This window comes from Clostridium sp. 1001283B150225_161107_B6, assembly GCF_015556325.1.
Classification (GTDB): Bacteria; Bacillota; Clostridia; order Lachnospirales; family Lachnospiraceae; genus Enterocloster.
Genome location: NZ_JADNMD010000002.1, coordinates 493,413 through 516,749, shown reverse-complemented (window position 1 = coordinate 516,749; position 23,337 = coordinate 493,413). Strand labels below are relative to the sequence as shown.

The window sequence follows — 23,337 nt, the reverse complement described above, 5'->3', positions numbered from 1 at the left end:
CCCTGAAGGGACATTTATCTTACTTGATGTTCAGTATAGATGGCAGAAAAGTAGTAATCTGGGGCAGATAGGTCAAAAGAACCAGCACCACCAGGCTTGCCGCCACAAACCGCAGTGTCTGCACGGAAATACTCTTCAGTGTTACGCCTGAGGCATTGCAGGCCACATATAAATCCAGCCCTACAGGCGGCGTAGCCATACCGATTGCCAGGTTTACCGTGGCAACAACACCAAACACCACCGGGTCATAGCCGATAAACTTGACAATAGGGAGCAGGATGGGAATAAAAATGTACATACAGGAGCCGCTGTCCAGAAAACAGCCTGCAAACAACAGGATAATGTTCATTAAAAGCAGAAGCAGGATTTTATTGGCTGTCATGGAAATAATGGCGCCCGACAGCATCTGCGGAACACCGTTGGTGGTCAGAACATAGGCAAATACGCTCGCCGTTGCAATGATAAACATGACCACTGCGGTCGACACAGCTGCTTCCACAAATATATTCCAAAGATCTTTAAGCTTAATCTGTTTATAGATAAAGATACCCACAAAAAGTCCGTACACGGCAGCGACTCCTGCTGATTCTGTAGCTGTGAATACGCCGGAGTATATGCCGCCCAGGATGATAACCGGAGTAACAATACCCCAGACAGCATCCTTAAAGGCCGCCATGCGTTCCTCACGGCCTGCCATTGGAAGACGGGTCAGTCTCTGCCTCTTCTTTTCCTGACGTTTCAGGGATATGAGGGCTGCCGCTATAAGGCCGCCGCCAAAGAGGATACCGGGAATAATACCTGCCAGGAACAGTTTTCCGATGGAAACCTCGGCAATGACACCGTATATAACAAACACCACGCTGGGCGGAATGATGATTCCTACGTTCCCGCCATTGGCAATAAGAGCCGCCGACCATTCCCGGTCATATCCCGCATCTACCATGGCCGGTAAAAGGATGGGGGCCAGAGCCGCTACGGTAGCCGGACCAGAACCGGATATGGCCGCAAAGAAACAGCACACAATAACTGTAACAATAGCCAGTCCGCCAAATATATGGCCTACCATGACCTTGGCAAACTCAACCAGCCGTCTTGATATACCAGCCTTTTCCATGATGACGCCTGTAAGAATGAAAAACGGAATCGCAAGCAGACTGAATTTGGCAGTGCCGCTGTACATGGTACTTGCAAATGTAGTCAGGTTAAACCCGTCCTTCATCAAGGAAAATATAGATGAGATACCCAGACAGTAGGCAATGGGCATGCCGGTAAAAACCAGCGCAAAAAACACTGCAAAAAGTATCATATCAGTTTCCTTTCTTCCCGCAATAATCCCTCAGATGACTCCTCATATCCAGAAAATAAACCTCCGCAGTCCGGAACAGAATGAAAATACCGCCTATGGGAATGCATGCGCCTGCATAAGCCGTGGGAATGCGCAGAGCTGCTGTCATGGAGTTGAATTTCATCTGATTCTGACAGACAAGAATTCCGTACTTTATCATAAGTACCACAAAGATAACCGTACATATGGTTATGAATGTATCAAATATCATCCGCCAAACCGGCGTAAGCTTGTCAAGAATCAAAGTAAATCCCAGATGCTGGCGCCGCTTTACCGCTACCGCCGCCCCGAAAAATGTTATGTATACAAACATCATGACACACAATTCTTCTGTGAATGCCCAGGAGGAACGCAGGATATAACGTGATACCACATTTCCAAAGTTGATAATCAGCATGAGGGCAAAGCCAGGCACCAGAATGATTTCTTCGATATGGTCAAGTATCTTACTCATAGCGTTTGCTCCTTTTATTTCTCATAACCAAATGCAGTCATGATATCAGCGCCGATTGCATCATACCACTGGTCATAAACACCGGCAGCCGCGTCCCTGAATACCCCAATCTCTTCGTCACTGAGATAGGTCACCGTCATAGTCTCCCCCATTCTGGTCAGAATTTCCTGTTCACCTGCCCGTGATATCTCCCTCTGGAAATCCATGGCCTGTTTCGCACAATCTCTTACCAGCTTTTGGTCATCCTCACTTAACCCGCTCATAAACTGGGGACTTGCAACAAAAGCCACCGCGTCATACACGCCGTTCCAGCAGGTAATATAGGACTGCACTTCGTTTAAATTGTAGGACATGAAGGTGTCAACCGCATTTTCCTGTCCGTCAACCACGCCCTGCTGTAAAGATGTAAACACCTCGCTCATGTTGATGGCGGTCGGATTGGCCCCCAATGCATTATACAGGTCAAAGAACATAGGGCATGTACTGAGGACGCGGAATTTAAGCCCCTTCATATCCTCCGGTGACTTTATCTCCCGTTTATTATTACTAATCTGGCGGAAACCGGCTTCACCAAATGACAGGGAAACCATACCATTGTCCCCAATCACATTATCCAGAATTTTCCGGCTCTCAGCATTTTCATCAAAAATAAGGGCATCCGCGGCCTCCTGGGACGGAATCAGAAACGGCATGTTTACTACCGCCAGCCTGTCATCCAGGAAGGATAAGATTGTCATTCCAAAAAGGGCTGCTTCGATATCGCCATTCTGGACCATCTCAACTGCTGTCTGCTGGTTGCCGGAGGCCAGCTGGTTGCTGGGATAAACCGCCACTTCTATCCGCCCTCCGGAGGCCTCTTCCACCAGTTCCTTAAACTTTAGCGCCCCCTCCTGGACAGAACTGTTCTCACCCCAGCTGGTATTCAGCTTAATCTTTACTTTGCCGCCGCCTGAAGACGTTTCAGATGTCTTGTTTTCAGCACTAGAATCAGCCGGCATCTTAGCAGTTGTGGACGTTCCGCCGGAACCGCCACATGCGCTAAGCCCTGCGCACATGCTTACAGCCGCCATTATTGATATGGCGCTTTTCCACATTTTTTTCATAGCATTTTGCTCCTTTTTAGTTGTTTTTATACACCTTTTCATTGTTATATGACTATTGCTGCAGCAACTTGACATTTTCATTTGATACATGTATTATACCATTGTGAAATATTCATAAGCAATTCGAATAAATCCACCATTTATTCCATAACAGAATAAATCATCCGGCGTCTTATAAATTATCCCCAATGGAATAAATACCAACATGGAGGGTCTATGGAAATCAAGTATCTTTCCGAATTTGTTACTCTGGCTAAAACCAAAAACTATATGGAAGCAGCGGACATCCTTTACATTTCCCAATCATCCCTGTCAAAGCACATCCAGTCCATAGAACGGGAATTGGGAGTCATTCTTTTTGACCGCTCCACACGACGTGTAAAGCTCAGTGCTGACGGCAATCTCCTCCTTCATTATGCAGAACAAATTACACTGCTGATGAACGACTACAACCGTGCAGCCGCAGCTGTTTCCATCAAAAAACGCAATTCTGTCTCCATTGCCTCTACCTCCCAGATGGTCTACTACGGGATTACCGATGCACTGGCCCATTATAAGGGTCAGAACCTGGACTGCACCTTAAATGTTATTGTGGAATCCCACAGCAATCTTAAGAAGCTGTTATATGACTGTGTTGCCGACTTTGTCTGGATTGGTGAAACATCGGATGAATTCAAGGAAAGTGAATTTTCCCGTCTATTATATGAGAGAGATTCACTGACCGCCGTCCTTCCGTCCTCCCATCCTTTCGGCAGCCTTTCAAGCATCCCGGTGGAAAAGTTGCAGAACGAGACTATCATCATACAGGACAACAGCTCTGTAGAGCAAAAGCTCTTTGTGGGCTTGTGCCAAAAATGTCTTTTTACGCCTCAGCTTACCTCTCTGCCAATCAGCGCTGTCATAGACTTTGTCAAACAGGGGCTGGGAATTGCCGTCATGCTTAAAAGCGTTGCACGGCGGATTCAGTCCCCTGATATCTGTCTGGCAGATATTGATACCTCCCCTATCATCAACGTAAACCTGATGTATTTAAAAAAGCGAAACCTGCCCCCGGCCGCCAGGCATTTCCTGGAGTTTTTTGAAAACTGGCTTCAGAACGAAAATGACTAAAAAGGGCTGTCCATATGTCTTTTTGCGGCCAAAAATTGCCGTTTGAAGCCACCCTCTTGTAAACTGCCCGTTTTTCCGCTATGGTAAAGGAGTAAGTATCCAATCAGAACAGAAAGGCCGGGACCGATGTCCGGCGTTTTTAAGGAAAGAGGAACAGGCCCTTCACCGTATCGCGGAAAGGGCCAGGGCGGAAAACACATGAGTTCCAAACGAAAAAAGGGGGTACATAATTTGAGAAAGCTGACAAAATCAGGGGTTGTATTAATGACCGCAGCAGCGTTGGTTATGGGGGCATCCACAATCTCCCTGGCGTCTACAGGCTGGGCTGAGGAAGAGGGAATCTGGGTGTACTACAACAGCGACGGCACAAGGGCGTCAAACCAGTGGAAGAAATACGGTGATAACTGGTTCTATCTTGACAGTGACGGCCAGATGGCAGCGGACCGGTTAATCCAGGATGGCGATAACTATTATTATGTAGATGCCAATGGTCTTATGGCTGTTAATCAGTGGGTGGCAATTGACAACGAGGATGCCGGTACCGATGACGAGCCGGACCATTACTGGTATTATTTCCAATCTAACGGAAAGGCTCTTACCAACGGAAACAATGATAAAGTCGCCATTAAAACAGTCAATGGCAGGAAGTATGCCTTTGATGAAGAAGGCCGGATGTTTTTCGGCTGGGTCAATGCAGAAAGCGCAGAACGTGTAGACAACAGCGGCGGCGAGGGCTTCAAGGATGGAGATTACTACTTCGGCGGGGCTGATGACGGTGTTATGACCGTCGGCTGGCTGCAGATGGATGTTACTTACAGCGAAGCAACAGAGGATGATTATAAGTACACGGCGGCGGCTTTTAATGATGATGAAAACCAGACACGCTGGTTCTATTTCAAAAGCAACGGCAAGAAGGTGTACTCGGATAACGATGAGCGTACCAGGGAGAAAACAATCAACGGCAGAAAGTACGCCTTTGATGCGAACGGCGCCATGGTGGCGGAGTGGTCCCTGGATGAAGGCGATTTGGGCACTCATGTTGCCTCCTATCAATCTCTTTTGAATAATCCAATTTCAAAGGTAAGCGACAGTGATGTGATTACGGGCAGGGCGGCTGATTACAAATATTCAAAGTCATGGAAGTATTTCAACAGCGTTGAGGATGGCGCCAGGACAAGCAGAGGATGGTTCAAGGTTGTTCCGGCTGAATATCTCAACGAAGATAAATACGATGAGGACGAAGATTCCTGGTATTATGCAGATGGCCGCGGCAACATCTGTGCCGGTGAGTTCAAGACTGTTAAGGGCAAAACCTACGCCTTCAGGGACGACGGACGTATGATTCACGGTCTTCACTTCATTGGGAAGAATAAGTTCATAATAATTGATAATGAAACCGGCTTCTATGAGCTTTATGACGGGTTGAATGTAATGGATGAGGACAATCCTGATTATCCCTTCGATGGAGTGGACGCTTTTCTTGACAGTTCCGTATGGTGTGAAAAGAACCTCTATTACGCCTATTACTTCGGCGGAAGCGACGACGGAGCTTTAAGAACCGGAAAAACCACGGTGGATATTGATGGCGAACCTTACGTTTTTTACTTTACGGAGGCCGGCAAGTATAAGGGCACAGGTCTAAGCGGAAAGAAGGACGGCAGACTTTATATGTCGGGGATGCTTTTAAAGGCAGATTCCGATGACAAGTATCAGATTATAAAAGAAGAAACCGTATACAATAGAAATGGGTTTAATCCTGCTGAAATAGTAGAGTGGTATACACTTTATTATAAAGTCGGTACAGAGGACTTTATTCAAGATTATTTAACAGCACGGAGTGTAGACGACAAGACCGGGAGCACTGCTTTCGGGAGTGTGGTTTCCAAGAAGAATAAAGACCTGTCGGAAGCTTATACTCTTCCTGATAATCAGGATACTGCAAATATGGATACCAGAGATACCGCGGGCATAGGTTCTGTTTTTAAGTTCTATCTGGTTAATGCTTCTGGTAAGATTGTGGATTCAAATACAACAAGCAGGGACGGGGACGGTTTCCGCATTGTAACATCGAAATCCAAGGGTATTGTGGGTATTTACGTTGACGATTAAGTTTCATGTAACACATGATACAGGAATTGGGTAAAGGGCGTGTTTCCATTTTACAGTTTCAAAAAAGAACCTCTATCAGCCGCAGCTTGATAGGGGTTCTTTGGCAGTCTGGGTCCGTATACCTTTAATGCACCGTTACTTTTCCCTTCATCCCTTTTCCTGATTGAAACTACTTAAAGTACTTCCTGCAGTCATATATTTTCCATAAGGCAAATACCACCAGCATTACGCTTCCTGTCAAAAAGCCTGCGTTAATTATCCACAACGGATATTTTACAACGGCTGTTTTCTCACCTGTGGACAGCTGCATCAAAATAATATTAAGCCCCCAGTTGGTTGTAAGTATTCCGAACACAAGCCCAAGGGTATATTGAAGGATTTTTAAACCGCCATATGCCCTTCTGTTATGTGATACCTTTTCCTGAACAAGGTCCAGACCTATTAACTCATCTCCCATAAATGCCAGGCTGGAACAAACAAATATAGACCATACGAACAGCATTTTCAGCGTTTCATCTGTCCATGGCGCCGGTGTCTTCAAAACATTGCGGGCAAAGACAGCATATGTCTCAATTAAAATCATTAGAATCCCCATATAACCGAATATGCTCCTTACCCCTGAATCCAGCTTTGAAACCAAATTTCTCATCTCTATTCCTCCTAGGGTTGTTCAGTTACCGCAATTACCCTTATCTGGGAGCCATCCGCCTTTTTTGTGTTAAGCGGAAGCGCAATCAATTGACAGGTTGGCTGTCCTACTTCCCACAAATTAGTAAGATATTCAATCATTAATATCTCTCCCTCTTTAAGGACGTAATCATGCACCGGCTGTACAATGGGGTCTTCCGGCTTTGCGGTTCGTATGTTGCGTATTTCATAATCCTGAGGAAAGTCAAATCCAACTACTTTAGGCTTATAGTCCCGAATCCATTTTCCTCCGTCCGCGCTGACCCAGCAGGAATTATCCCAAAATTCCACGGATTCCCACGATACCCTTCGTCCTCTGTCTGAGCGAAGTAAAATCGTATCATAGTGTTTATCCTTAAAGGGTTCATTTGCCTGTTCCAGCATCCGGGCAGTAATGGCCTCGTTGTCACCCACATATGATAAATCCAGAATCAGGCAATCTGAGACACACCAATCGCTGATTGGATATGCATCCAGATTCTTGCCATTGGGGTCGTGATGGACAGGCGCATCAATGTGGGTAAACCAATGTGACTGAAGATTATATTTGGTTGTCTGCCAACGGTCTTTATTGGCATGGGATGAAGCTAAGTCAAACCTGATTCCATACCTCCAATGTTCAACAATCGGCAGGGTAAGGTCCGTTATTCTCTTCATGTTTTCCGTTCCTCCTTTAATTTTTCCGGATGATATCAAGCAGCTCTGTTCCGTTTTCATCTGTGAATACCGTCCAGACAGTCACTGCAATTTCCTTAAATGCTTCCTTATCAGGATTTTCCACAATCTCACACCCGTTATCCAGCAGCACCTGTTTTGCCTCTATTGTCTTTTCCTCATTTGCCTTCCTCTGCGCCTCTTTACCGGCATTAGCCGCATCCATCACAACCTGTTTCTGCTGCTCACTCAGTTTATCCCATGTTTTCTGGCTCATGCCCATCATAAACGGCGTATAAACGTGGTCTGTCAGCGTTATATACGGCTGAACCTCGTAAAACTTCCTGGATACAATTTCGTGAAGCGGATTCTCTTCTGCACTGACAGTCCCCTGCTGCAATGCTGTATACAGCTCAGATGCATCAATGGTTGTGGGCAGGGCTCCCAATGCCTTCCATGTCTCTACCTGTACAGTTGCAGGCAATGTCCTCATCTTAATGCCATTTAAATCAGCTGGCGTTGTAACCGGCCTTACATTATTGCTGAGTTCACGGAAACCATTCTCCCAAAAGGCCAATCCCACAATTCCCTTTTCAGCAAACGTTTCAAATATCTTTTCAGATGCCTCTCCATCCACAGCTGCTCTGGCTTCTTCCAGATTATCAAATAAGAATGGAAGCTGGAACACCTCCACCTCCGGAACCAGTCCCGAAAAATAGGCTGTGCCGGACACGCCAATATCAATTGTTCCCTGCTGAAGCCCCTGCACCATGGACGTAGCATCGCCTAAAGCTGTATCGTAATAATCGGTCGCCTTGAGGGTCCCTCCCCCATTTTCATTGATATAATCGACCATGGCTTTTAATCCGGTGCCGGTAGGTGTGTTCTCTGCTATAGAACCCGCGAATACACTGAGCTCAATTGATGTTTCCGTTCCTCCGTTTTCAGCAGAAGCCGGTTTGTTAGTTCCGCCGCAGCCCCCCATAGTAAATACAGCTGCCGCCAACAACATATACAATCCAGTCTTTCTCATAATTAAATCCTCCTTATATTTTATTTCATTAACGCCGGCAGTGATGTTGAAATGCCAGGTATCAATACAATAGCTATGGTTCCCACGATAATCGAGGCAATGAGTACCGGTAAATGTGGTATGATTTTGTGAATGGGCTGTCCGCCTACCGAGGACGCAACAAACAGGTTAATCCCCACAGGAGGCGTCACCAGTCCAATACATAAAGTAACCACCATAACCACCCCGAAATGAATCAAAGAAATTCCATACTGGGTTGCTGTAGGAATCAATATAGGTGCAAAAATCAGCAATGCCGGTACCGCATCTATGAAACAGCCTGCCACAATCAGAATTAAAACAACAGCAAACATAAACATGGTCGGACTTGATATTACAGAGGTAAACCCTTCCGCTACCATCTGGGGAATTCCTGCTCTTGTCAGAACCCATCCAAATGCCTGGGTAGCTGCTACAATCAGCATAATACCGGCTGCTGTCCTGACTGATTTGAATACCACCGAACCTAACGTTTTATAATCAAGCTCCCTGTAAACAAACAGCCCGATAATCAGACAGTAAAAGCAGGCAACGGCAGAAGCTTCTGTGGGGGTAAACAATCCGGAGTATATCCCCCCTAAAATAATGATTGGCGCAAGTATGGCCCAGGTGGCATCCAAAAAAGATTTTGCTGCACGCTTCAAACTAAAATGCCCTACTCCCTTGTAACCTTTTTTGATGCATTGCCACACCACAACCGCTATGACAATTACTCCAAGAAAGAGTCCCGGCACAAGTCCCGCCAGCAGCATATCCCCTACTGACTCCCCGGAAGCAACTCCGTATAAAACCATAAGTATACTTGGCGGAATGAGAGGGCCGAATATTCCTCCCACGGCCTGGACTGCACTGGCATAGCCGCCGTCATACCCTTCCTCCTGCATGGACGGAATCATGATTCCGCCTACAGCCGCAGTGGTTGCTGCTCCCGCACCTGTCATGGCGGCAAAAATCATACTGGCCACAACTGTAACAATAGCCAGCCCTCCGGGCAAATGGCCGACTATTGTTCTGGCAAAATTTACAATCCGTTTTGAAATACCGCCTGATTCCATGAGCCCGCCTGCAATTACAAAAAACGGTATGGCCATCAGTGTAAATGAATCCACCCCTTTGAGCATCTGCTGCCCTATGATTATCATAGGTACGTCCATAAAAAGCGCCATATAAAGCACCGCAGACAGACACAGCGAATATGCAATCGGAACTCCCAAAAACAGTAATAAAAAAAATACTCCCATCAAAACTGCAATATTCAAGAATCTCTCCTCCTGTCTTATATTTATATCTTTCTTATATATTTTGAAGCAAAAAACACGCCAATCTATATACTATTCCCAGGCTTATTTAATAATTTATATTTTTGGTTTTAACAAAAACATATGACGCTTCCTGTTTGAGGCAAATATTCTTTTCATTTTGTATTATTTTGTTATATATGTGTTTTAAAATGTTTCTTCTTTATTTCAGTTGCGTCCCAGCAGCCATTAGCGACATGCACCGCCAGGCACAAATCAAAAAAGATGCCCATTTCAATAAAATGAGCATCTTTTTTTGATTTGTTAATTTTTCTTCAAATGTAGTACTATTTTGTTGCTTATGTTGTTTTTTACAACGCATCATCACTGCAACCCATATTTTTTCATTTTTCGCCATAAGGTTGAACGGTCAACACCCATGGCCCTTGCTGTCTCACTCCTATTATATCCGTGTTCACCCAGAAGACGCTGTATGTATCGTTTCTCCTGCTCTCTTTTCCCCTCCGCATACATCATATAGGAAAGGCTGGCGCCCGCTGCCCGTTCCGGGATTTCTGTTATTTCAATATCATCCTGTCCCAGTGCTTCCTCCATCTCTTCCCCTGTTATCATAAATCCGCTATGCACCACGCTTAACCGTTCAGCTATATTTCTAAGCTCCCTTATATTGCCTGTAAAGGCATACTGTTTCAAAAGCTCCTCTGCCCCTTCAGACAAGATTGGCAGCTCATAGCCAAACTGATTGCTATAATATTGAAGATAGTAATGGAAGAGAAGCGGAATGTCCTCGCTCCGTTTCCGCAGCGGGGGAATGTATAGTCTAAGCACATTCAGGCGATAAAGAAGATCCTGCCGGAACTTTCCCTCGCTCACCTGTCTTTGCAAACTTTTATTAGTAGCCGCAATAATTCGTACATCCACGGATATGACTGAATTACCTCCCACACGGCGCACCTCCCGCTCCTGCAGCACACGAAGCAGTTTGCTCTGAAATGTCAAAGGAATCTCTGATATTTCATCCAAAAAGAGAGTGCCTTTGTGGGCCATCTCAAACAATCCCATTTTTCCGCCCTTTTTTGAGCCGGTAAAGGCCCCCTCCACATAGCCGAATAATTCGCTCTCCAGCAGGCTTTCCGTCAGAGCCGCACAATTTACTGCCACAAAAGCGTTCCCTGCTCTCTTGCTTGCATTATGTATGCTCTGGGCAAACAGTTCCTTTCCGGTACCAGTCTCTCCTACCAGCAGGACATTGGAGGCTACTCCTGCATATCTCCTGCCATTTTCAATGGTCTTGTCCATAATATCACTTTTATGAATAATATCCTGAAATGTATACCGCGCAGCCAGCCCCTTATCACTCATCTGGCGGCGTATATGATTCTCCATTTGCTGTATCCTGGTTGCGTTCATAAAACTTATCACCAGTCCCGGCATGGAATCTCCTATTTTCACAGGAATGAAATCAGTCGAAAGCGAGGTACCCTCCCTTAGGTACACTTTGTCCGGAATACGTTCGCCAGACTCAAAACAACGCTCTGCATCCTCCTGCATGAATGGAGCAGTCTGTCTCAGATAAGCCCCCCCCCCCCCATTTGATACCTGTACGTTTGGAAACAACCTTCTTGCCTCGCTGTTTGCTATTTCAATCCGGCCTTTCGAATTAACATAAAAAATACCTGCATTTGAAATCTGGGTAATGATTCTGAAAAGTTCAGACCGCTCCCTTTCCCTTTTCACCTCTTCCGCAATGTGAACCGCTTCATCCAGCACATTGTAAATCGTTTCCCGGCTGACCTTTATCGTCACTACCGGAATCGGACTGTCTTTCAGATACAGATAGGTGGAATATCCCCCTATAATGCAGTCACATCCCTGCTTCATTGCTTCGGCAACACAGTATTCCAAATCATGCTCCTGGCCAACCGGATGATACGAAGTTTCCACTCCGGCAATCCCCTCCATATGTTCATATTGATACATATGAAAGAACCGTCCCACTATTCCCACCTTTCTGCAGTGATATATCCTCTTTGCTTCATAGAGAGCCTGAACTATATCGTAACCTGTTATTGGGATATTAATAACGGGCTTTGTGGGATACTGGCGTTTTAGCTCCTCAAGTGTAAAATTACGCCCCACAAGAACATCATATTCCCGCTCCATTTTGTACTCACGGACCCTGTCAACCGTCATCACTTTAAACTCTACCGTGACCTTGTCCTTTTCAGGATATTCCTCATATACTTCCTGCACTACCGGTTCCAACTCCGGATATGGGACTACAAATAATATATCCAACCTGCTGCACCCTCCTTTGTATATTTTGACTGCGTACATTATGCCATAAATTACACAGGTCCTGCAGTCTACGGGACCTGTGGCTGTTATGTTTTACAAAACGCCCCATCAGGGGTTAAAAAGAATCATGTGCAAGATTACAGTTCCGCTGCCGGCATTTTTGTATGAATGTACGGTATCGGCCCCAAATCGTATACTTTCGCCCTTTTCAACTATAAAACTTTGACCGCCCGCCTGAATCTCAATTTTACCCGTAAAGATTGTAATAAACTCAGTGGTTCCCTTTAAATGGGGTTCGGATTCCCAATAACTCCCTTCGTCTAATTCCAGATAATAGACTGCAAATCTACGGTTTTCGTTATCCGGGAAAAGAGAAAAATTTTTTACTTTTCCGCCATCTTCAAGCAGGGGTTGAATTTCTGATGTTCTTACAATCTCATACGGACTTTTTGGGCGAACAGTCAAAGCGTCAAACGGCACCTTCATTCCATTTGAAATTTTCCACAATGTGGAAATCGTCGGATTCCCGTCACCCCGTTCAATTTGTGCAAGCATACTCTTGCTGACGCCGCTCAACCTTACAAGCTCGTCCATGCTCAATTTTTTTTCTTCACGCAGCCGTTTAATATTTTTAGCGACTATCATATTCATTGAATCCAAAAAAATCACTCCCTCTCTTGACATTATAATGTACTAGATGTATTATTATATCGTACTAGTGCGATATAATAATCTTTTTGTACCATTATACAATTTTAACTTGGATTTGTAAAGAAGAAAGGCAGATTGAAACTATGAAACGAGAACATTTTTCATCACGGCTGGGATTTATTTTAATTACCGCAGCCTGTTCCATCGGTTTGGGAAACATTTGGAGATTTCCCTATATAACCGGAAAGTACGGCGGCGCGTCCTTTGTCATTTTTTACTTGATTTTTTTAGTAATATTGGGCCTGCCGATTGTAGTAATGGAATTTGCGGTGGGGCGGGCAAGTCAACGAAGCACCGCATTGTCATTTAATATTTTGGAGCCGGAAGGAACAAAATGGCATTGGTTTAAATATGCAACCATCATTGGAAACTATCTGCTGATGATGTTTTATACGGTAATCAGCGGCTGGCTGCTTTACTACTTTTTAGAAATGGTAAAGGGCAGATTTGAGGGACTTACTTCAAACGATATTTCCTATCTATTTTCTGATTTGCTTGGAAACCCCATTGCCATGATTGCATGCTCCTTTGTTGTGATTGTTGTTTCCTTTGGCATTTGTGCAATCGGCTTGCAAAAGGGTGTGGAGCGCGTTACAAAAATCATGATGTCACTATTATTTTGCCTATTAATTGTTTTAGCTGTCAGGTCTGTCATGCTTCCCCATGCGGAAATAGGATTGCGCTACTACCTCTATCCGGACTTTGGAACCATGCAGAAAATCGGATTGCCTGAATGTATTTTTGCAGCAATGGGGCAGGCGTTTTTCACATTGAGTATCGGAATTGGTACGTTATCCGTATTCGGAAGCCGAATTGATAAAAGTCATTCTTTAACCAGTGACGCGCTGTATATGGGTGTTCTTGACACTGTGGTTGCACTTCTTGCAGGACTGATTATCTTTCCTGCCTGCTTCAGCTTTGGTGTAAAACCGGACAGCGGGCCCAATCTTCTGTTTATTACATTGCCGAATATTTTTAATACAATGAATGGAGGCCGCCTTTGGGGAAGTCTATTTTTCCTGTTCATGGTGTTTGCCGCTATTTCCACCGTTATTGCGGTAATTGAAAATATAGTCACCTATGGAATGGATTTAACAGGCTGCAGCAGAAAAAAATCAGTTTCTGTAAATCTTTTACTGCTGCTGTTGCTGTCATTACCTTGCGTGTTTGGATTTAACATCTGGAAAGAGTTTGAACCGTTGGGAACTGGCACAAGTGTCCTTGACTTAGAAGATTTTATTTTAAGTAATAATCTGCTTCCATTGGGCAGTCTTGTTTTCCTTTTGTTTTGTACCCGCGGTTATGGGTGGGGCTGGGCTGATTTTTACAAAGAAACGTCCATTGGAAAAGGCTTGCCGTATCCCGGCTGTGCAAGAAAGTACATCAGCTATATACTGCCAATTATCGTACTTATAATTTTCATAAGTGGCTATTTATCACTGTTGAAATAGAAAGAGGTTAATATGTTCCGTTTATATGATTTCCTGATTTATTGTTTTATTACGGCTTATACGCCGGGCGCTAATAATCTGCTGTCCATGAGCAATGCAGTACGCTTGGGATTCCGCCGGAGCGTCCGATTTAATCTCGGCATACTGGCGGGATTTACAGTGGTTATGTCTATTTGTACCGCCTTTAGTGCAACGCTTTATTCGTTTCTTCCGAAAGTAAAAATTGTCATGCAGATATTGGGTGCTGCCTATATGTTGCATCTTGCATGGAAAGTCTGGAAAAGCTCTAATGAATTAAGTGCTGACGGCGGGAAAGAAGCCAGCTTCCTTTCAGGTATGGTATTGCAATTTGCCAATCCTAAAATTTATATCTATGCAATTACGGCTATGTCCCTTTATATTTTACCTGTTTATCATTCTGCTGCTCCATTGATAGGGTTTACTGCCATACTATCTCTAATTGGTGCTTCCGGCTCTTTCGCATGGGCGTTATTCGGAGCAGCATTTTGTAAGTTTTTCTCCAAACATACCAAACTGGTAAATGCAATCATGGCTCTTCTGCTTATTTATTGTGCTGTTTCCTTATTCCTTTAAACGCTGATTTGAAATAGAAACCCGGAATATTCATTCCTTTTATGAACACAGCGGCTTTGGAAAATCAAAGCCGCTCTAATAACAGTACACCCGCCAGCTGCAGTAAAAAGAACACAAACAAAATCATGCTATACCTATCAACCGTAAACGGCAAAAGGCTGATGCCATTCTCTTCGGTACGCCCCTCTCCCCTCAAAAAGGCCCTGTGTCCCTGGACCGTATAGCGCTCCGTCTGCCCTGTCACTGGTTCTCCCAGCAGACAACTGAATACATACCCTGACAAAAAGGTTATTACGGTGCCAAATGCAGAATTCCACATCCAGGTAAACCCAGCTAATCTTCCAAACAGCAGCGTCATGATAAAACCAATTACAGCACCCCATACCGTTCCTTTATCAGTGGCTTTTTTTGTAAGCATGGCCAAAAGAAAAATACCGCAGGTCGGACCGCTTATATAGGATATATAACTGCCGATAACCGCCAGAATGGATTTTGAAGTGCCTGAAAAGGCCAGCATGGTAATGATATATATCAAAATACCCCAAAGGGCTGATACCAGCATGGAGGTCTTCAGGGATGCCTCTTTTCCCTTTTTTATGTATCTCTCATAAATATCCTTAGTAAATACCGTGGACATGGAATTCAGCAGGGAATCCACACTGGACATGGCTGCTGCGAACAGGCTTGCCAGAAGCAGGCCCACCAGTCCCACCGGCAGCCCGCCGATGAAACGAATCATCACATCATTGGCATTTTCAAAAGCAGTTCCTCCAAACTGGATGAATAGTAATGTCCCCAGAAAGATAAAAAGGAAATAGAGGACATTCATCATAATACCGCTTACAACAAATGAGCGCTTTAATTCCCGAATGGATTTTGCGGTAAACATCCTTTGTACCTGGGCCTGGTCAAAGGAAAAATAACGCGACCACATAAACAGTCCCCCCACCAATGCTGCCCAGAAACCGTTCTCATTAGTCAGGGAAAACTGCCAGCTGGTGTCCAATGCCTTCAGCTTCCCGGCAGCTCCAGCCATACGGACGGTATCCAGGAATCCAATATCGCTCTTTGCGAACAGAAAAATCATCCCGCCTATCAGGCCTCCCCATATTACCACCAGCTGAATGGCATCTGTCCAAATAACCGCCTTGATTCCTCCAGCCATTGTATAAACCACCGCAATCACCACGATGACCGGTATTATGGTATTGATACTGACACCCATAAACCTTTGCAGGACCAGGGAAGGAACAAATACCATGGAGCTGACCTGAATCAGAGAATTCAGAATGAAACCCAGTACTGCTACCATGCGGGTTTTAGGGCCCAGGCGGAGTTCAATATACTCGTATACAGATGTCAGCTTTAAATCATATAGCATAGGGACAAAAACAGTTGTGCTGATGAACAATGCCAATGGTACTGTGATATTCTGCATGAATGGCAGCAGGCCGCTGTTATACCCCCATCCTGGTCCTCCCACAAAACTGTTGCAGCTAATCATGGTGGCTGCTATGGACAGACCAATCGGCAGCCATGGCAATGAACGCTTTGCAACAAAATAATCTTCCTGGGTCTTGTTGCTCTTTCCCATGATAAATCCTAACACAAGCATCCCTAAAAGATAAATGAGAATGATTGCAGCATCTATGATTGTAAATGTCATTGTCATGCCTGCCTTTCTGTTGTAATTTTATATGGTCCGGCCTGATGGCCCGGGTAATTTTAATCAGTCATGGTTCAGAATCTGGCGTGTCCTCTCAAAGATATCCAGTCCCTGCTGTTTGAGCCAATAAGGAAGGTCAATTAAAACCCAGTTTTCAGATAGCTTGTCACCCCTGCGGCAGTAAACATCCACCACCTGCATATCTCCACGGCCGCCTCCGGGTAATCCCAAGAATCCCCCAATTGGTGTATTGGTCAGATTCGGCCAGCCAAAGAAACAGGCAAAGTTTCCTTCTGCAAACCGGCAGACATGTCCGTTAAAGGTTTTATCCTTCAAATTATTGCGGAATGGGAGCTGATGCTGTTCCTGGTAGCGCGGAATGGTATAAGAAGCTCCGATTCCCCCTGGGCCGTACCAAATCATGTCCGAAGCCCATGCCTTTTCCAGGACCTCCGGCGGGCATCCCATTGCCCCGCTCTTATTCAGCTCATCCAGGTCATCTACCATCTTATTCACCAGAGCAAGGGTCTTTATCCCTTCCTCTTCCGGCGCGTCCTCTAACAGGATTCCATCATGGTACCTGGGGCCAGGATAGATAAAATAATTTCCTGTTGATGGCGGAAGCGGATTTTCACCTGCCTGAATCATCAGACCGATTAAATCTACGAACATACCACTCTTGCAGATTTTACCATCCTTAACACAGCTGAATTCCGCATAACGGAGACTTGCCATCTTTCTGGTATGGCGAATCCCCAGAAAATCCTCATCAAACAATCCCATCAGATGCCCCATGCTCATGGCCCATTCCTCGCCGCTGATTTCATTTGTACCTGCAATGAAGATGTCCTGCCTCCTCTGCATATGGCGAAGCGCTTTTTTTAAAGGTATCCAGAATATTTCCGCCACTGCTTCCCTGCCATTCTGTTCACGGAATGGATATACCCCTTTCCAATTGTAATCCTCCGTCATAAATTCCCGGAGAACCTGCGGCACCTGTTCCGGGCCGGCCTTTTCCAATGCATCAAAATATGACAGTACTACTCCTTTTGTTTTCTGATACTTTCCCATCTTATAACCTCCTGTGTCTTATTCCTTATCTGCTGTTGTTTCTTTTTTCTGATATGTTTCCGGCAGGAACATCCATATAGCCGCGCCTGCCACAAATACTGCCATGGAGACCATGAAAATCCCCTGCATCCCCATTGCTGTGGAACCAAGACCTGCAATGGCCGGAATGGCGAATGTGGATATGATTCTTCCTCCATTAAATGAAATCCCTGAAGACAGGGCGCTGAACTTTTGCGGGAACAATTCTGTATAATAGGCACCCCAGGCACCGGAAAAGCCAACTGCAAACCCGAGAAATACGGATACTATTTTAAGCTGGACAATGTTCCCGGCTCCTAATCGCATGAAGAGGAACACGAACACAGCACTGAGCGCCATTCCAATCAGAGGTTTTTTACGTCCGAATTTGTCAGAAATAAATCCCCATATGTTATAACCGATTAATTGTCCGATTCCCTGAAGGCTGTATATGCCTCCGGCAACTGCTGCACTCAGTCCCAAAGAGTTACGCAGATATGTAGTGGCATTATTGGAAAAGGCCGAATAGGCTGTAAAGTTTGCACCGGAAAGAAGGATAACGCCCAATCCAATCCACAGGAACTTGCCTTTGTACATATTTAGATAGCTGATTTTCTCATTCTGTTTCTTTGATGTCTCATTTAATTGCTTCGTATTCTGATAATCGTTTGGCACAAATAGAAATATCATCACCGCACCCACAGCCGGCGGTATAATTGCAGTATACATCAGCACCTGCCAGTTGGAATCTCCCATAAGAGAGTACAGCTGGCCCCCGAATATCATGGCTAAGGAAAAAAGACTGGTCAGAACTGCGGCTAATTTACCGCGGTATTTCTGCGGAAACAGTTCCGTCACTAAAGGCATTGCACATCCAAACACGCCTCCCAGGGTACCGCCTGTAACCAGCCTGGCCACCAGCCACACCGTATAGCTGCCAGGTGCCATCATGGGAAGGAACGTGGTCAATGCAATCAGAGATGCCACCACAATTAATGTGTACTTTTTTCCTATCTTAGCATTTAGGATTCCGAATACAATGGTCCCCGGAATCGTTCCAAAGGACATAACCGCAAAAATTGTTTCTGACTGCTGCAGTGTAAATCCAAACCCTCCAGCGGCTGCTTCCGCTATCATGGTAGGCTTAACAAAGGTTCCCACCATGAAATTGTAGCAATAAAAAAAGTATACAATGACGATGGACAGGAATGCAAGGCTTCTGCGTGCAGCCGATATATTTTTCCCTAAAATGATATCATTTTCTGCTCCAAATGCTTCTTGTGCTATTGCAGACATTTATCTCTCCCCCTCTATCATGCTATCATCTGTTTTTATATAAGCATCATCTGTCTCCAGGTAAATCTGCTTCAATACATCTAAGCCATCGAATGTAACCCACTCTTCCTGAATTCGGTTTCCTGCAATCCGGTAATGGTTAATTCCCAACATTTCCACCGGCTTCATGGATGGCGCGCCAAACATGCCGCGGCCTTCATGCAGTCCACGCAGCCTCCACCTGACAGCCACATCCCATTCATCCTCACCTGCCCGTCTATTGCAGGTAATACGGTCCACGCTATGGTGTGCATTGGGGAAGGAAGCTAAGAGGCTGATGACCATGCCCTGAATTTCCTCATAGCCAACCAGGTCCTTCCCGCATATATAATGGGTTACAGCATCCTTTGCATAGTATGTCCTGATTTCATTAATCATTTTGTAGTTAAATACGTGGCTGTGCATCTCCAGCATCATTTCCCCGACACTGTCATCCTTGGCTCTGTATTTCTCAGGAAAGAATTGTCCCTCCATGGATTCTCCCAGGCCGTATCTGGACTGTAGGGCTGGGGTTTTTCCCTTTGCCCCTCTGGCCATATTCTTTGCAACCTCATGGACATCGAATCCCAGCTGTTTCACCAGCCACAGGTTATCTCTCACCAGCCACTCTTCGTAAATGCGGTTATTCTCAATGGCACAGTCAATGACCGTACGGAAATTCACCTTCTTTCCTGTTGCCCTGCCAAAGTCACTGTCACCGAGATTCGTAGCCGTGGACAGGACCCTGTGGGAGGAAAGATATCCCTTTGTATCATGCTTTGACCAGATAACCTGCTCACCAATCAGACGGCGGTCCGGAAATGAATGCAATGTCATCAATGTGTTGGCAACCACATCCTTAATTCCCACCAGATTCGTGGAAGCACAGTGCATGGTCACATCGTTATGGTACGTATCGTAAATGACCCCGATTCCCTTCTCCTCCCATATCCGATGGGTTATCTTAAGCACATAATCCACAATATCGCGGTACTCCCCATCAAAACCAGGCAGCTGCTGCTTAGATTCGGCCAGCTTCAGGTAATCATTGTAATCCGCATGTCTGACCGGATTCACCTCCTCCGTCTCACCATAATAAATCTTGTCATTGATTTGCTGTCTTTCCATCATCTGCGTTCCTTTCTCCTCTTCCTTTTTTGTATCTGCCATTTTCAGAATCACCTGGTCCTCAACACCAGTTTTTTCTTTCGCAGCAGATTCTTTTTCTTGCACTGCCATAACGTCCTTCTCCTTTTCAAACGTTTGAAATTATTATCAAAAACAAAGCCTTTTACAAGGCTAAGTATGAAACGATAAAAATCACCCATTTCACAGGGCCGGGCTATATCAAATCCTGTACAGACCCCCGTATCATTAAACGGGGATAGATTTTACGCGGATTTAAATCCTCCTTATTTTCAATGCGGCAGATAAGGGAGTTGACCGCATTGGTTATAACCTCCTCCCTGGGGTCTGCGATGGTGTCCAGAGGAATATCCAGATAGGAAATCAATTCGATATCGTTATAACCTACGATTGATATGTCCCCCGGGACATCCATCCCGTAGTATTTTTTCAACTGCTGGACAATGGATAACGCAGGAAGGTCCTGCTGGGAAAAAATTCCGGTAAATTCACGTAAATACTCAATATTCTGACTTACAAACTCCCTCTGGGATTCAAAGTCCATCCGGGCTGTCAATATAGCCGGCTCTGCACTGTATTCCTCCATGGCGTCCATGTATCCGGCCGTGCGGTCATCATACATCTTCAGTTCCGGGTCACTGGAACGAATCGTCAAAATTTTCCTGTGTCCATGTTCCAAAAGGTGCTTCGTAGCCCAGTATCCTCCCTTCCTGTTATCATCCCAAAAAAAGTTATCCGGTATATCTGCAGAGTAGGGCGGTTTAAAATAAACATATACATAAGGAATATCAGCATTACAAAGAAATCTGTATTCAGCCTCTGTGAGGGTCTTTGAAAAAATAACCAGACCATCCACCATTTTTCCGTTGACCATTCTCAGGATGTTGCTCTGTGAATGGATATTTTTATTGGGCTGTATAAAAAAATCATATCCGCAATTTTCAACTGCTCTGGTAGAATATGTTTCAATCTCATTAAAAAACCATCTGTAATCTGGTGCATTGAAATTATCTGAAAAAACAATGCCAATACGGTTTGTCTTTTTCGTCACCAGACTGCGTGCATTGGAATTGAATGTAAACCCAAGACGCTCCGCCTCCTCTATGACACGTTTTTTTGTTTTTTCTGCAACCCTCGGGTCGTTATTTAGGGATAGAGAGACAGTGGAATAGCTCACATTTAAATTTTTGGCGATATCTTTTATTGTCATGTTTGCTTTTTTCCTTCTTGTTTTTCTTAAGTAAAGTGTAATTTAAAACGTTTGAAAAGTCAAGACTCAATTTCCATATTATATAATTTTATTGAATTATCACAATATGAATTGGTTCTTTTGCACAAAAAGATTTTACTTATATTCATATTACCTCTGTACTCATTCACTGATTTCCTCTCTCTCATATTCCCCTGGAGATTCCCTGGCAAACGTTCCAAACATGGTTTCGGATGCTCCCACGCCGGGATAATTTCCAAACACCTGATTTCCGCTTCACGGCGCTCAATCCCCACGACCATGTTCCCGGTGCAATTTCCGCTAATTTCGCATCCGCCATTTTTATTCTTCTCATTTTGCTGGCATGGGAACGAAAAAGGCCAGGGACATTCCCCAGCCTTTTTACTTCTCTTAAATTGCCTATTTTTCAAATTACCCAAATGACTCCTGATTACTGATTTCGTCAATGTAATAGCCAACATCCTCTGAATTATTCTTGTAAAGTTTCATATAGAGCGTTCCGGTCCGCAATACAGCATTTGTCTCAGCGTCAATTTTTTCATAATTCAATTTCATATACAAAAAGGTTCCATCAGAACTCTGTTCACAGTCAGTAATCCTATACTTACTTCCTTTTTCAGTGGGTATTCCTTTTAATTCTCCCTGACTTGATTGTGGTATGTTTTCAGGATTCAGGCCTATATTAAACACCGCATAATATTTATCAAGCGTCTTAGGTCAGTTTACAAGGAACTACACGCAGACCACGAAACGGGGGCTGCTGACAACAAATAAAGGCTGAGTATCAAGCACCGGGAAAGTGCGGGATATTCAGCCTGTTTTGTTGTCAGGGGTTTCCAAAGGGGCTTGCCCCTTGGCACACGACTTTGCTCGCAAAGTGTAGTGTGTTATACGCTCTGTCGGCGTTGCCGTGAAAATGCCGTTGCCGCCGGAGAGGGCAAGGGCATTTGAAGCGGCAGGAAAGCAGGGCTGTGATTGCGTGGCGTGGAGCCGCAAACGCAGGACTGGTTTTATCAGCAGACAGGGCGTATATGAAAGCCCCCGTTCCTCGTCCCACGCCGGACTTCGGGACAAAATGTCCCGAACTTGTGGACACACTCACGAAAAAACAGACGGATTTTTCTCTCAAAATTGAAATGGGCGGGAAGCCGTTTTAGGGCTTTGCTATTTCCCCGATAAACTTGAAGTTGTACTTATGCACAGGCAATCAAGCATCCCGTTTAATCAAAGCGGCATCGGAGTCCGGGCAATCACAATGACTGCCAAAACAGCGCCCGCAAACGCTGCTGCGCCGATAACTGCCGCCGTTTTTTTGCTGAGGTTCTTCTTTACTGCCTTACAGATTAGCATGGCGCAAACCACGCAAACAGCCGCAACCGCAAGCGCAATAACCAGCGTCTCCCATAACCATGAAAGTTCGTATAATATTCTCATTCGCTCACCATACCTTTCTCTTGCAAACTGGAAGTTACTTTTTCATATACACGCCTTTGCCAAATCCCGATTGAGATTTCACCTGTTTTAAGAAATTTAATAACTGTTATATTTTATTATTAAATTCTTCGCAACCCCTTGAAAACACTGGATTTGTCGCAGGTGAGCTTTCCCTTATTATTTCCCTTGTGTTATATCGTCCCATCAGTGTTTATGCACTCTGATAAGGGCAAATACAAGGGCAAGAAAAATCTATAAGACAGTATAACACAAAATAAAAGTGACATGGTGAACTGATTGAAATGCTTCTTAATTTTTGCTACTACTGATTGATTAAATGATAAGGAGATGGGATACGATGAGAACAATATTTGCAGAATACAATCCACAGTGCAACAGCATTGATGTATATACTAATACGGGCTATATACTCCGTATTGATTGTTGGGAAGCAGAAAAAAATTTAAGAACCACACCTGGATCTGATTGTGCTTTGACATCGCTTGCAATCGATGAGCCATTAGAATATGCAAGGTTATATCTTGATGGGAATTTACAGATGTGGGTAGATGCTGAAGATTCATTAGAGTTATGATTATTCCAATCAAAA

22 protein-coding genes are annotated in these 23,337 nt (G+C 44.7%); 5 read left to right on the top strand and 17 right to left on the bottom strand.

Going from position 1 to position 23,337, the window contains the following annotated elements:
- Positions 1 to 19: 19 nt before the first annotated feature.
- From I2H39_RS07415 to I2H39_RS07405, 3 genes are read right to left on the bottom strand one after another with little or no spacing between them, the layout of a single operon-like run.
- On the bottom strand, positions 20 to 1,306 hold the full coding sequence (locus I2H39_RS07415; RefSeq protein WP_178332240.1) for a TRAP transporter large permease: 1,287 nt from the start codon (positions 1,304 to 1,306) through the stop codon (positions 20 to 22).
- A gap of 1 nt (position 1,307) precedes the next feature.
- Positions 1,308 to 1,799 carry a TRAP transporter small permease gene (locus I2H39_RS07410; RefSeq protein WP_178332239.1) on the bottom strand — a complete coding sequence of 164 codons (492 nt, stop codon included), beginning with the start codon at positions 1,797 to 1,799 and terminating at the stop codon, positions 1,308 to 1,310.
- Positions 1,800 to 1,813: 14 nt separating this feature from the next.
- Positions 1,814 to 2,902 (bottom strand): DctP family TRAP transporter solute-binding subunit, encoded by a 1,089-nt coding sequence (locus I2H39_RS07405; RefSeq protein WP_195626147.1) that lies wholly within the window; start codon positions 2,900 to 2,902, stop codon positions 1,814 to 1,816.
- Between the two features lie 216 nt (positions 2,903 to 3,118).
- Between I2H39_RS07405 and I2H39_RS07400 the strand changes: the two genes are divergently transcribed.
- The gene (locus tag I2H39_RS07400; RefSeq protein WP_138307693.1) at positions 3,119 to 4,012 is read left to right on the top strand and encodes a LysR family transcriptional regulator; all 894 of its coding nucleotides are present in this window, start codon (positions 3,119 to 3,121) and stop codon (positions 4,010 to 4,012) included.
- Between the two features lie 231 nt (positions 4,013 to 4,243).
- A complete protein-coding gene (locus I2H39_RS07395) occupies positions 4,244 to 6,121 on the top strand; it encodes an argininosuccinate lyase (protein ID WP_195626146.1) in 1,878 nt (625 codons plus the stop codon).
- A 169-nt stretch (positions 6,122 to 6,290) separates the two neighbouring features.
- Here the strand turns inward: I2H39_RS07395 and I2H39_RS07390 are convergent, their stop codons facing one another.
- The 7 genes from I2H39_RS07390 to I2H39_RS07365 form a co-directional block, all read right to left on the bottom strand.
- Positions 6,291 to 6,770 (bottom strand): TRAP transporter small permease, encoded by a 480-nt coding sequence (locus I2H39_RS07390; RefSeq protein WP_138307688.1) that lies wholly within the window; start codon positions 6,768 to 6,770, stop codon positions 6,291 to 6,293.
- An 11-nt stretch (positions 6,771 to 6,781) separates the two neighbouring features.
- Positions 6,782 to 7,465, bottom strand: coding sequence for a cyclase family protein (locus I2H39_RS07385; protein WP_138307686.1), 684 nt, complete (start codon positions 7,463 to 7,465; stop codon positions 6,782 to 6,784).
- Positions 7,466 to 7,481: 16 nt separating this feature from the next.
- On the bottom strand, positions 7,482 to 8,495 hold the full coding sequence (locus I2H39_RS07380) for a DctP family TRAP transporter solute-binding subunit (RefSeq protein ID WP_138307684.1): 1,014 nt from the start codon (positions 8,493 to 8,495) through the stop codon (positions 7,482 to 7,484).
- 20 nt (positions 8,496 to 8,515) lie between these two features.
- Complete coding sequence (locus tag I2H39_RS07375; protein WP_195626145.1) at positions 8,516 to 9,793, bottom strand: TRAP transporter large permease; 1,278 nt, start codon at positions 9,791 to 9,793, stop codon at positions 8,516 to 8,518.
- 202 nt (positions 9,794 to 9,995) lie between these two features.
- A complete protein-coding gene (locus I2H39_RS28830) occupies positions 9,996 to 10,190 on the bottom strand; it encodes a hypothetical protein (protein ID WP_207746774.1) in 195 nt (64 codons plus the stop codon).
- Positions 10,157 to 12,091 carry a sigma 54-interacting transcriptional regulator gene (locus tag I2H39_RS07370; RefSeq protein ID WP_195626144.1) on the bottom strand — a complete coding sequence of 645 codons (1,935 nt, stop codon included), beginning with the start codon at positions 12,089 to 12,091 and terminating at the stop codon, positions 10,157 to 10,159. Before I2H39_RS07370 ends, I2H39_RS28830 begins: the two co-directional genes overlap by 34 nt.
- Positions 12,092 to 12,199: 108 nt before the next feature.
- Positions 12,200 to 12,751: an XRE family transcriptional regulator gene (locus I2H39_RS07365; RefSeq protein ID WP_195626143.1), complete on the bottom strand. Its 552-nt coding sequence runs from the start codon at positions 12,749 to 12,751 to the stop codon at positions 12,200 to 12,202.
- Between the two features lie 134 nt (positions 12,752 to 12,885).
- Between I2H39_RS07365 and I2H39_RS07360 the strand changes: the two genes are divergently transcribed.
- Positions 12,886 to 14,253 carry a sodium-dependent transporter gene (locus tag I2H39_RS07360; protein ID WP_195626142.1) on the top strand — a complete coding sequence of 456 codons (1,368 nt, stop codon included), beginning with the start codon at positions 12,886 to 12,888 and terminating at the stop codon, positions 14,251 to 14,253.
- A 12-nt stretch (positions 14,254 to 14,265) separates the two neighbouring features.
- Positions 14,266 to 14,847, top strand: a complete 582-nt coding sequence (locus I2H39_RS07355) for a LysE family transporter (protein ID WP_195626141.1) — start codon at positions 14,266 to 14,268, stop codon at positions 14,845 to 14,847.
- 64 nt (positions 14,848 to 14,911) lie between these two features.
- On the opposite strand, the gene I2H39_RS07350 is transcribed toward I2H39_RS07355, so the two are convergent.
- The 7 genes from I2H39_RS07350 to I2H39_RS07325 all read right to left on the bottom strand — a co-directional run bounded on the left by I2H39_RS07350 (position 14,912) and on the right by I2H39_RS07325 (position 22,727).
- Positions 14,912 to 16,513 (bottom strand): sodium/solute symporter, encoded by a 1,602-nt coding sequence (locus tag I2H39_RS07350; RefSeq protein WP_195626140.1) that lies wholly within the window; start codon positions 16,511 to 16,513, stop codon positions 14,912 to 14,914.
- A 63-nt stretch (positions 16,514 to 16,576) separates the two neighbouring features.
- A complete protein-coding gene (locus I2H39_RS07345; RefSeq protein ID WP_195626139.1) occupies positions 16,577 to 17,584 on the bottom strand; it encodes a nuclear transport factor 2 family protein in 1,008 nt (335 codons plus the stop codon).
- A gap of 18 nt (positions 17,585 to 17,602) precedes the next feature.
- The gene (locus I2H39_RS07340) at positions 17,603 to 18,898 is read right to left on the bottom strand and encodes an MFS transporter (protein WP_138307666.1); all 1,296 of its coding nucleotides are present in this window, start codon (positions 18,896 to 18,898) and stop codon (positions 17,603 to 17,605) included.
- Positions 18,899 to 20,155: an ester cyclase gene (locus tag I2H39_RS07335; RefSeq protein ID WP_138307664.1), complete on the bottom strand. Its 1,257-nt coding sequence runs from the start codon at positions 20,153 to 20,155 to the stop codon at positions 18,899 to 18,901. It lies immediately after the preceding gene.
- 103 nt (positions 20,156 to 20,258) lie between these two features.
- Positions 20,259 to 21,272: a LacI family DNA-binding transcriptional regulator gene (locus I2H39_RS07330; RefSeq protein ID WP_138307662.1), complete on the bottom strand. Its 1,014-nt coding sequence runs from the start codon at positions 21,270 to 21,272 to the stop codon at positions 20,259 to 20,261.
- Positions 21,273 to 21,704: 432 nt separating this feature from the next.
- Positions 21,705 to 21,848, bottom strand: coding sequence for a hypothetical protein (locus I2H39_RS29125; protein ID WP_243281786.1), 144 nt, complete (start codon positions 21,846 to 21,848; stop codon positions 21,705 to 21,707).
- Positions 21,849 to 22,517: 669 nt separating this feature from the next.
- Positions 22,518 to 22,727: a hypothetical protein gene (locus I2H39_RS07325; protein ID WP_003503778.1), complete on the bottom strand. Its 210-nt coding sequence runs from the start codon at positions 22,725 to 22,727 to the stop codon at positions 22,518 to 22,520.
- A gap of 358 nt (positions 22,728 to 23,085) precedes the next feature.
- Between I2H39_RS07325 and I2H39_RS07320 the strand changes: the two genes are divergently transcribed.
- Positions 23,086 to 23,322, top strand: coding sequence for a DUF6061 family protein (locus I2H39_RS07320; RefSeq protein WP_002578301.1), 237 nt, complete (start codon positions 23,086 to 23,088; stop codon positions 23,320 to 23,322).
- The last annotated feature ends 15 nt before the right edge of the window (positions 23,323 to 23,337 follow it).

Bases quoted from the DNA above. Each gene is read 5' to 3' on its own strand.
- I2H39_RS07385 (WP_138307686.1), bottom strand. From the start codon at position 7,465: ATGAAGAGAATAACGGACCTTACCCTGCCGATTGTTGAACATTGGAGG.
- I2H39_RS29125 (WP_243281786.1), bottom strand. From the start codon at position 21,848: ATGAAATTGAATTATGAAAAAATTGACGCTGAGACAAATGCTGTATTG.
- I2H39_RS07325 (WP_003503778.1), bottom strand. From the start codon at position 22,727: ATGAGAATATTATACGAACTTTCATGGTTATGGGAGACGCTGGTTATT.
- I2H39_RS07340 (WP_138307666.1), bottom strand. From the start codon at position 18,898: ATGTCTGCAATAGCACAAGAAGCATTTGGAGCAGAAAATGATATCATT.
- I2H39_RS07360 (WP_195626142.1), top strand. From the start codon at position 12,886: ATGAAACGAGAACATTTTTCATCACGGCTGGGATTTATTTTAATTACC.
- I2H39_RS07400 (WP_138307693.1), top strand. From the start codon at position 3,119: ATGGAAATCAAGTATCTTTCCGAATTTGTTACTCTGGCTAAAACCAAA.
- I2H39_RS07345 (WP_195626139.1), bottom strand. From the start codon at position 17,584: ATGGGAAAGTATCAGAAAACAAAAGGAGTAGTACTGTCATATTTTGAT.
- I2H39_RS07320 (WP_002578301.1), top strand. From the start codon at position 23,086: ATGAGAACAATATTTGCAGAATACAATCCACAGTGCAACAGCATTGAT.
- I2H39_RS07330 (WP_138307662.1), bottom strand. From the start codon at position 21,272: ATGACAATAAAAGATATCGCCAAAAATTTAAATGTGAGCTATTCCACT.
- I2H39_RS07405 (WP_195626147.1), bottom strand. From the start codon at position 2,902: ATGAAAAAAATGTGGAAAAGCGCCATATCAATAATGGCGGCTGTAAGC.
- I2H39_RS07415 (WP_178332240.1), bottom strand. From the start codon at position 1,306: ATGATACTTTTTGCAGTGTTTTTTGCGCTGGTTTTTACCGGCATGCCC.
- I2H39_RS07335 (WP_138307664.1), bottom strand. From the start codon at position 20,155: ATGGCAGTGCAAGAAAAAGAATCTGCTGCGAAAGAAAAAACTGGTGTT.
- I2H39_RS07410 (WP_178332239.1), bottom strand. From the start codon at position 1,799: ATGAGTAAGATACTTGACCATATCGAAGAAATCATTCTGGTGCCTGGC.
- I2H39_RS07380 (WP_138307684.1), bottom strand. From the start codon at position 8,495: ATGAGAAAGACTGGATTGTATATGTTGTTGGCGGCAGCTGTATTTACT.
- I2H39_RS07350 (WP_195626140.1), bottom strand. From the start codon at position 16,513: ATGACATTTACAATCATAGATGCTGCAATCATTCTCATTTATCTTTTA.
- I2H39_RS28830 (WP_207746774.1), bottom strand. From the start codon at position 10,190: ATGGCGAAAAATGAAAAAATATGGGTTGCAGTGATGATGCGTTGTAAA.
- I2H39_RS07355 (WP_195626141.1), top strand. From the start codon at position 14,266: ATGTTCCGTTTATATGATTTCCTGATTTATTGTTTTATTACGGCTTAT.
- I2H39_RS07390 (WP_138307688.1), bottom strand. From the start codon at position 6,770: ATGAGAAATTTGGTTTCAAAGCTGGATTCAGGGGTAAGGAGCATATTC.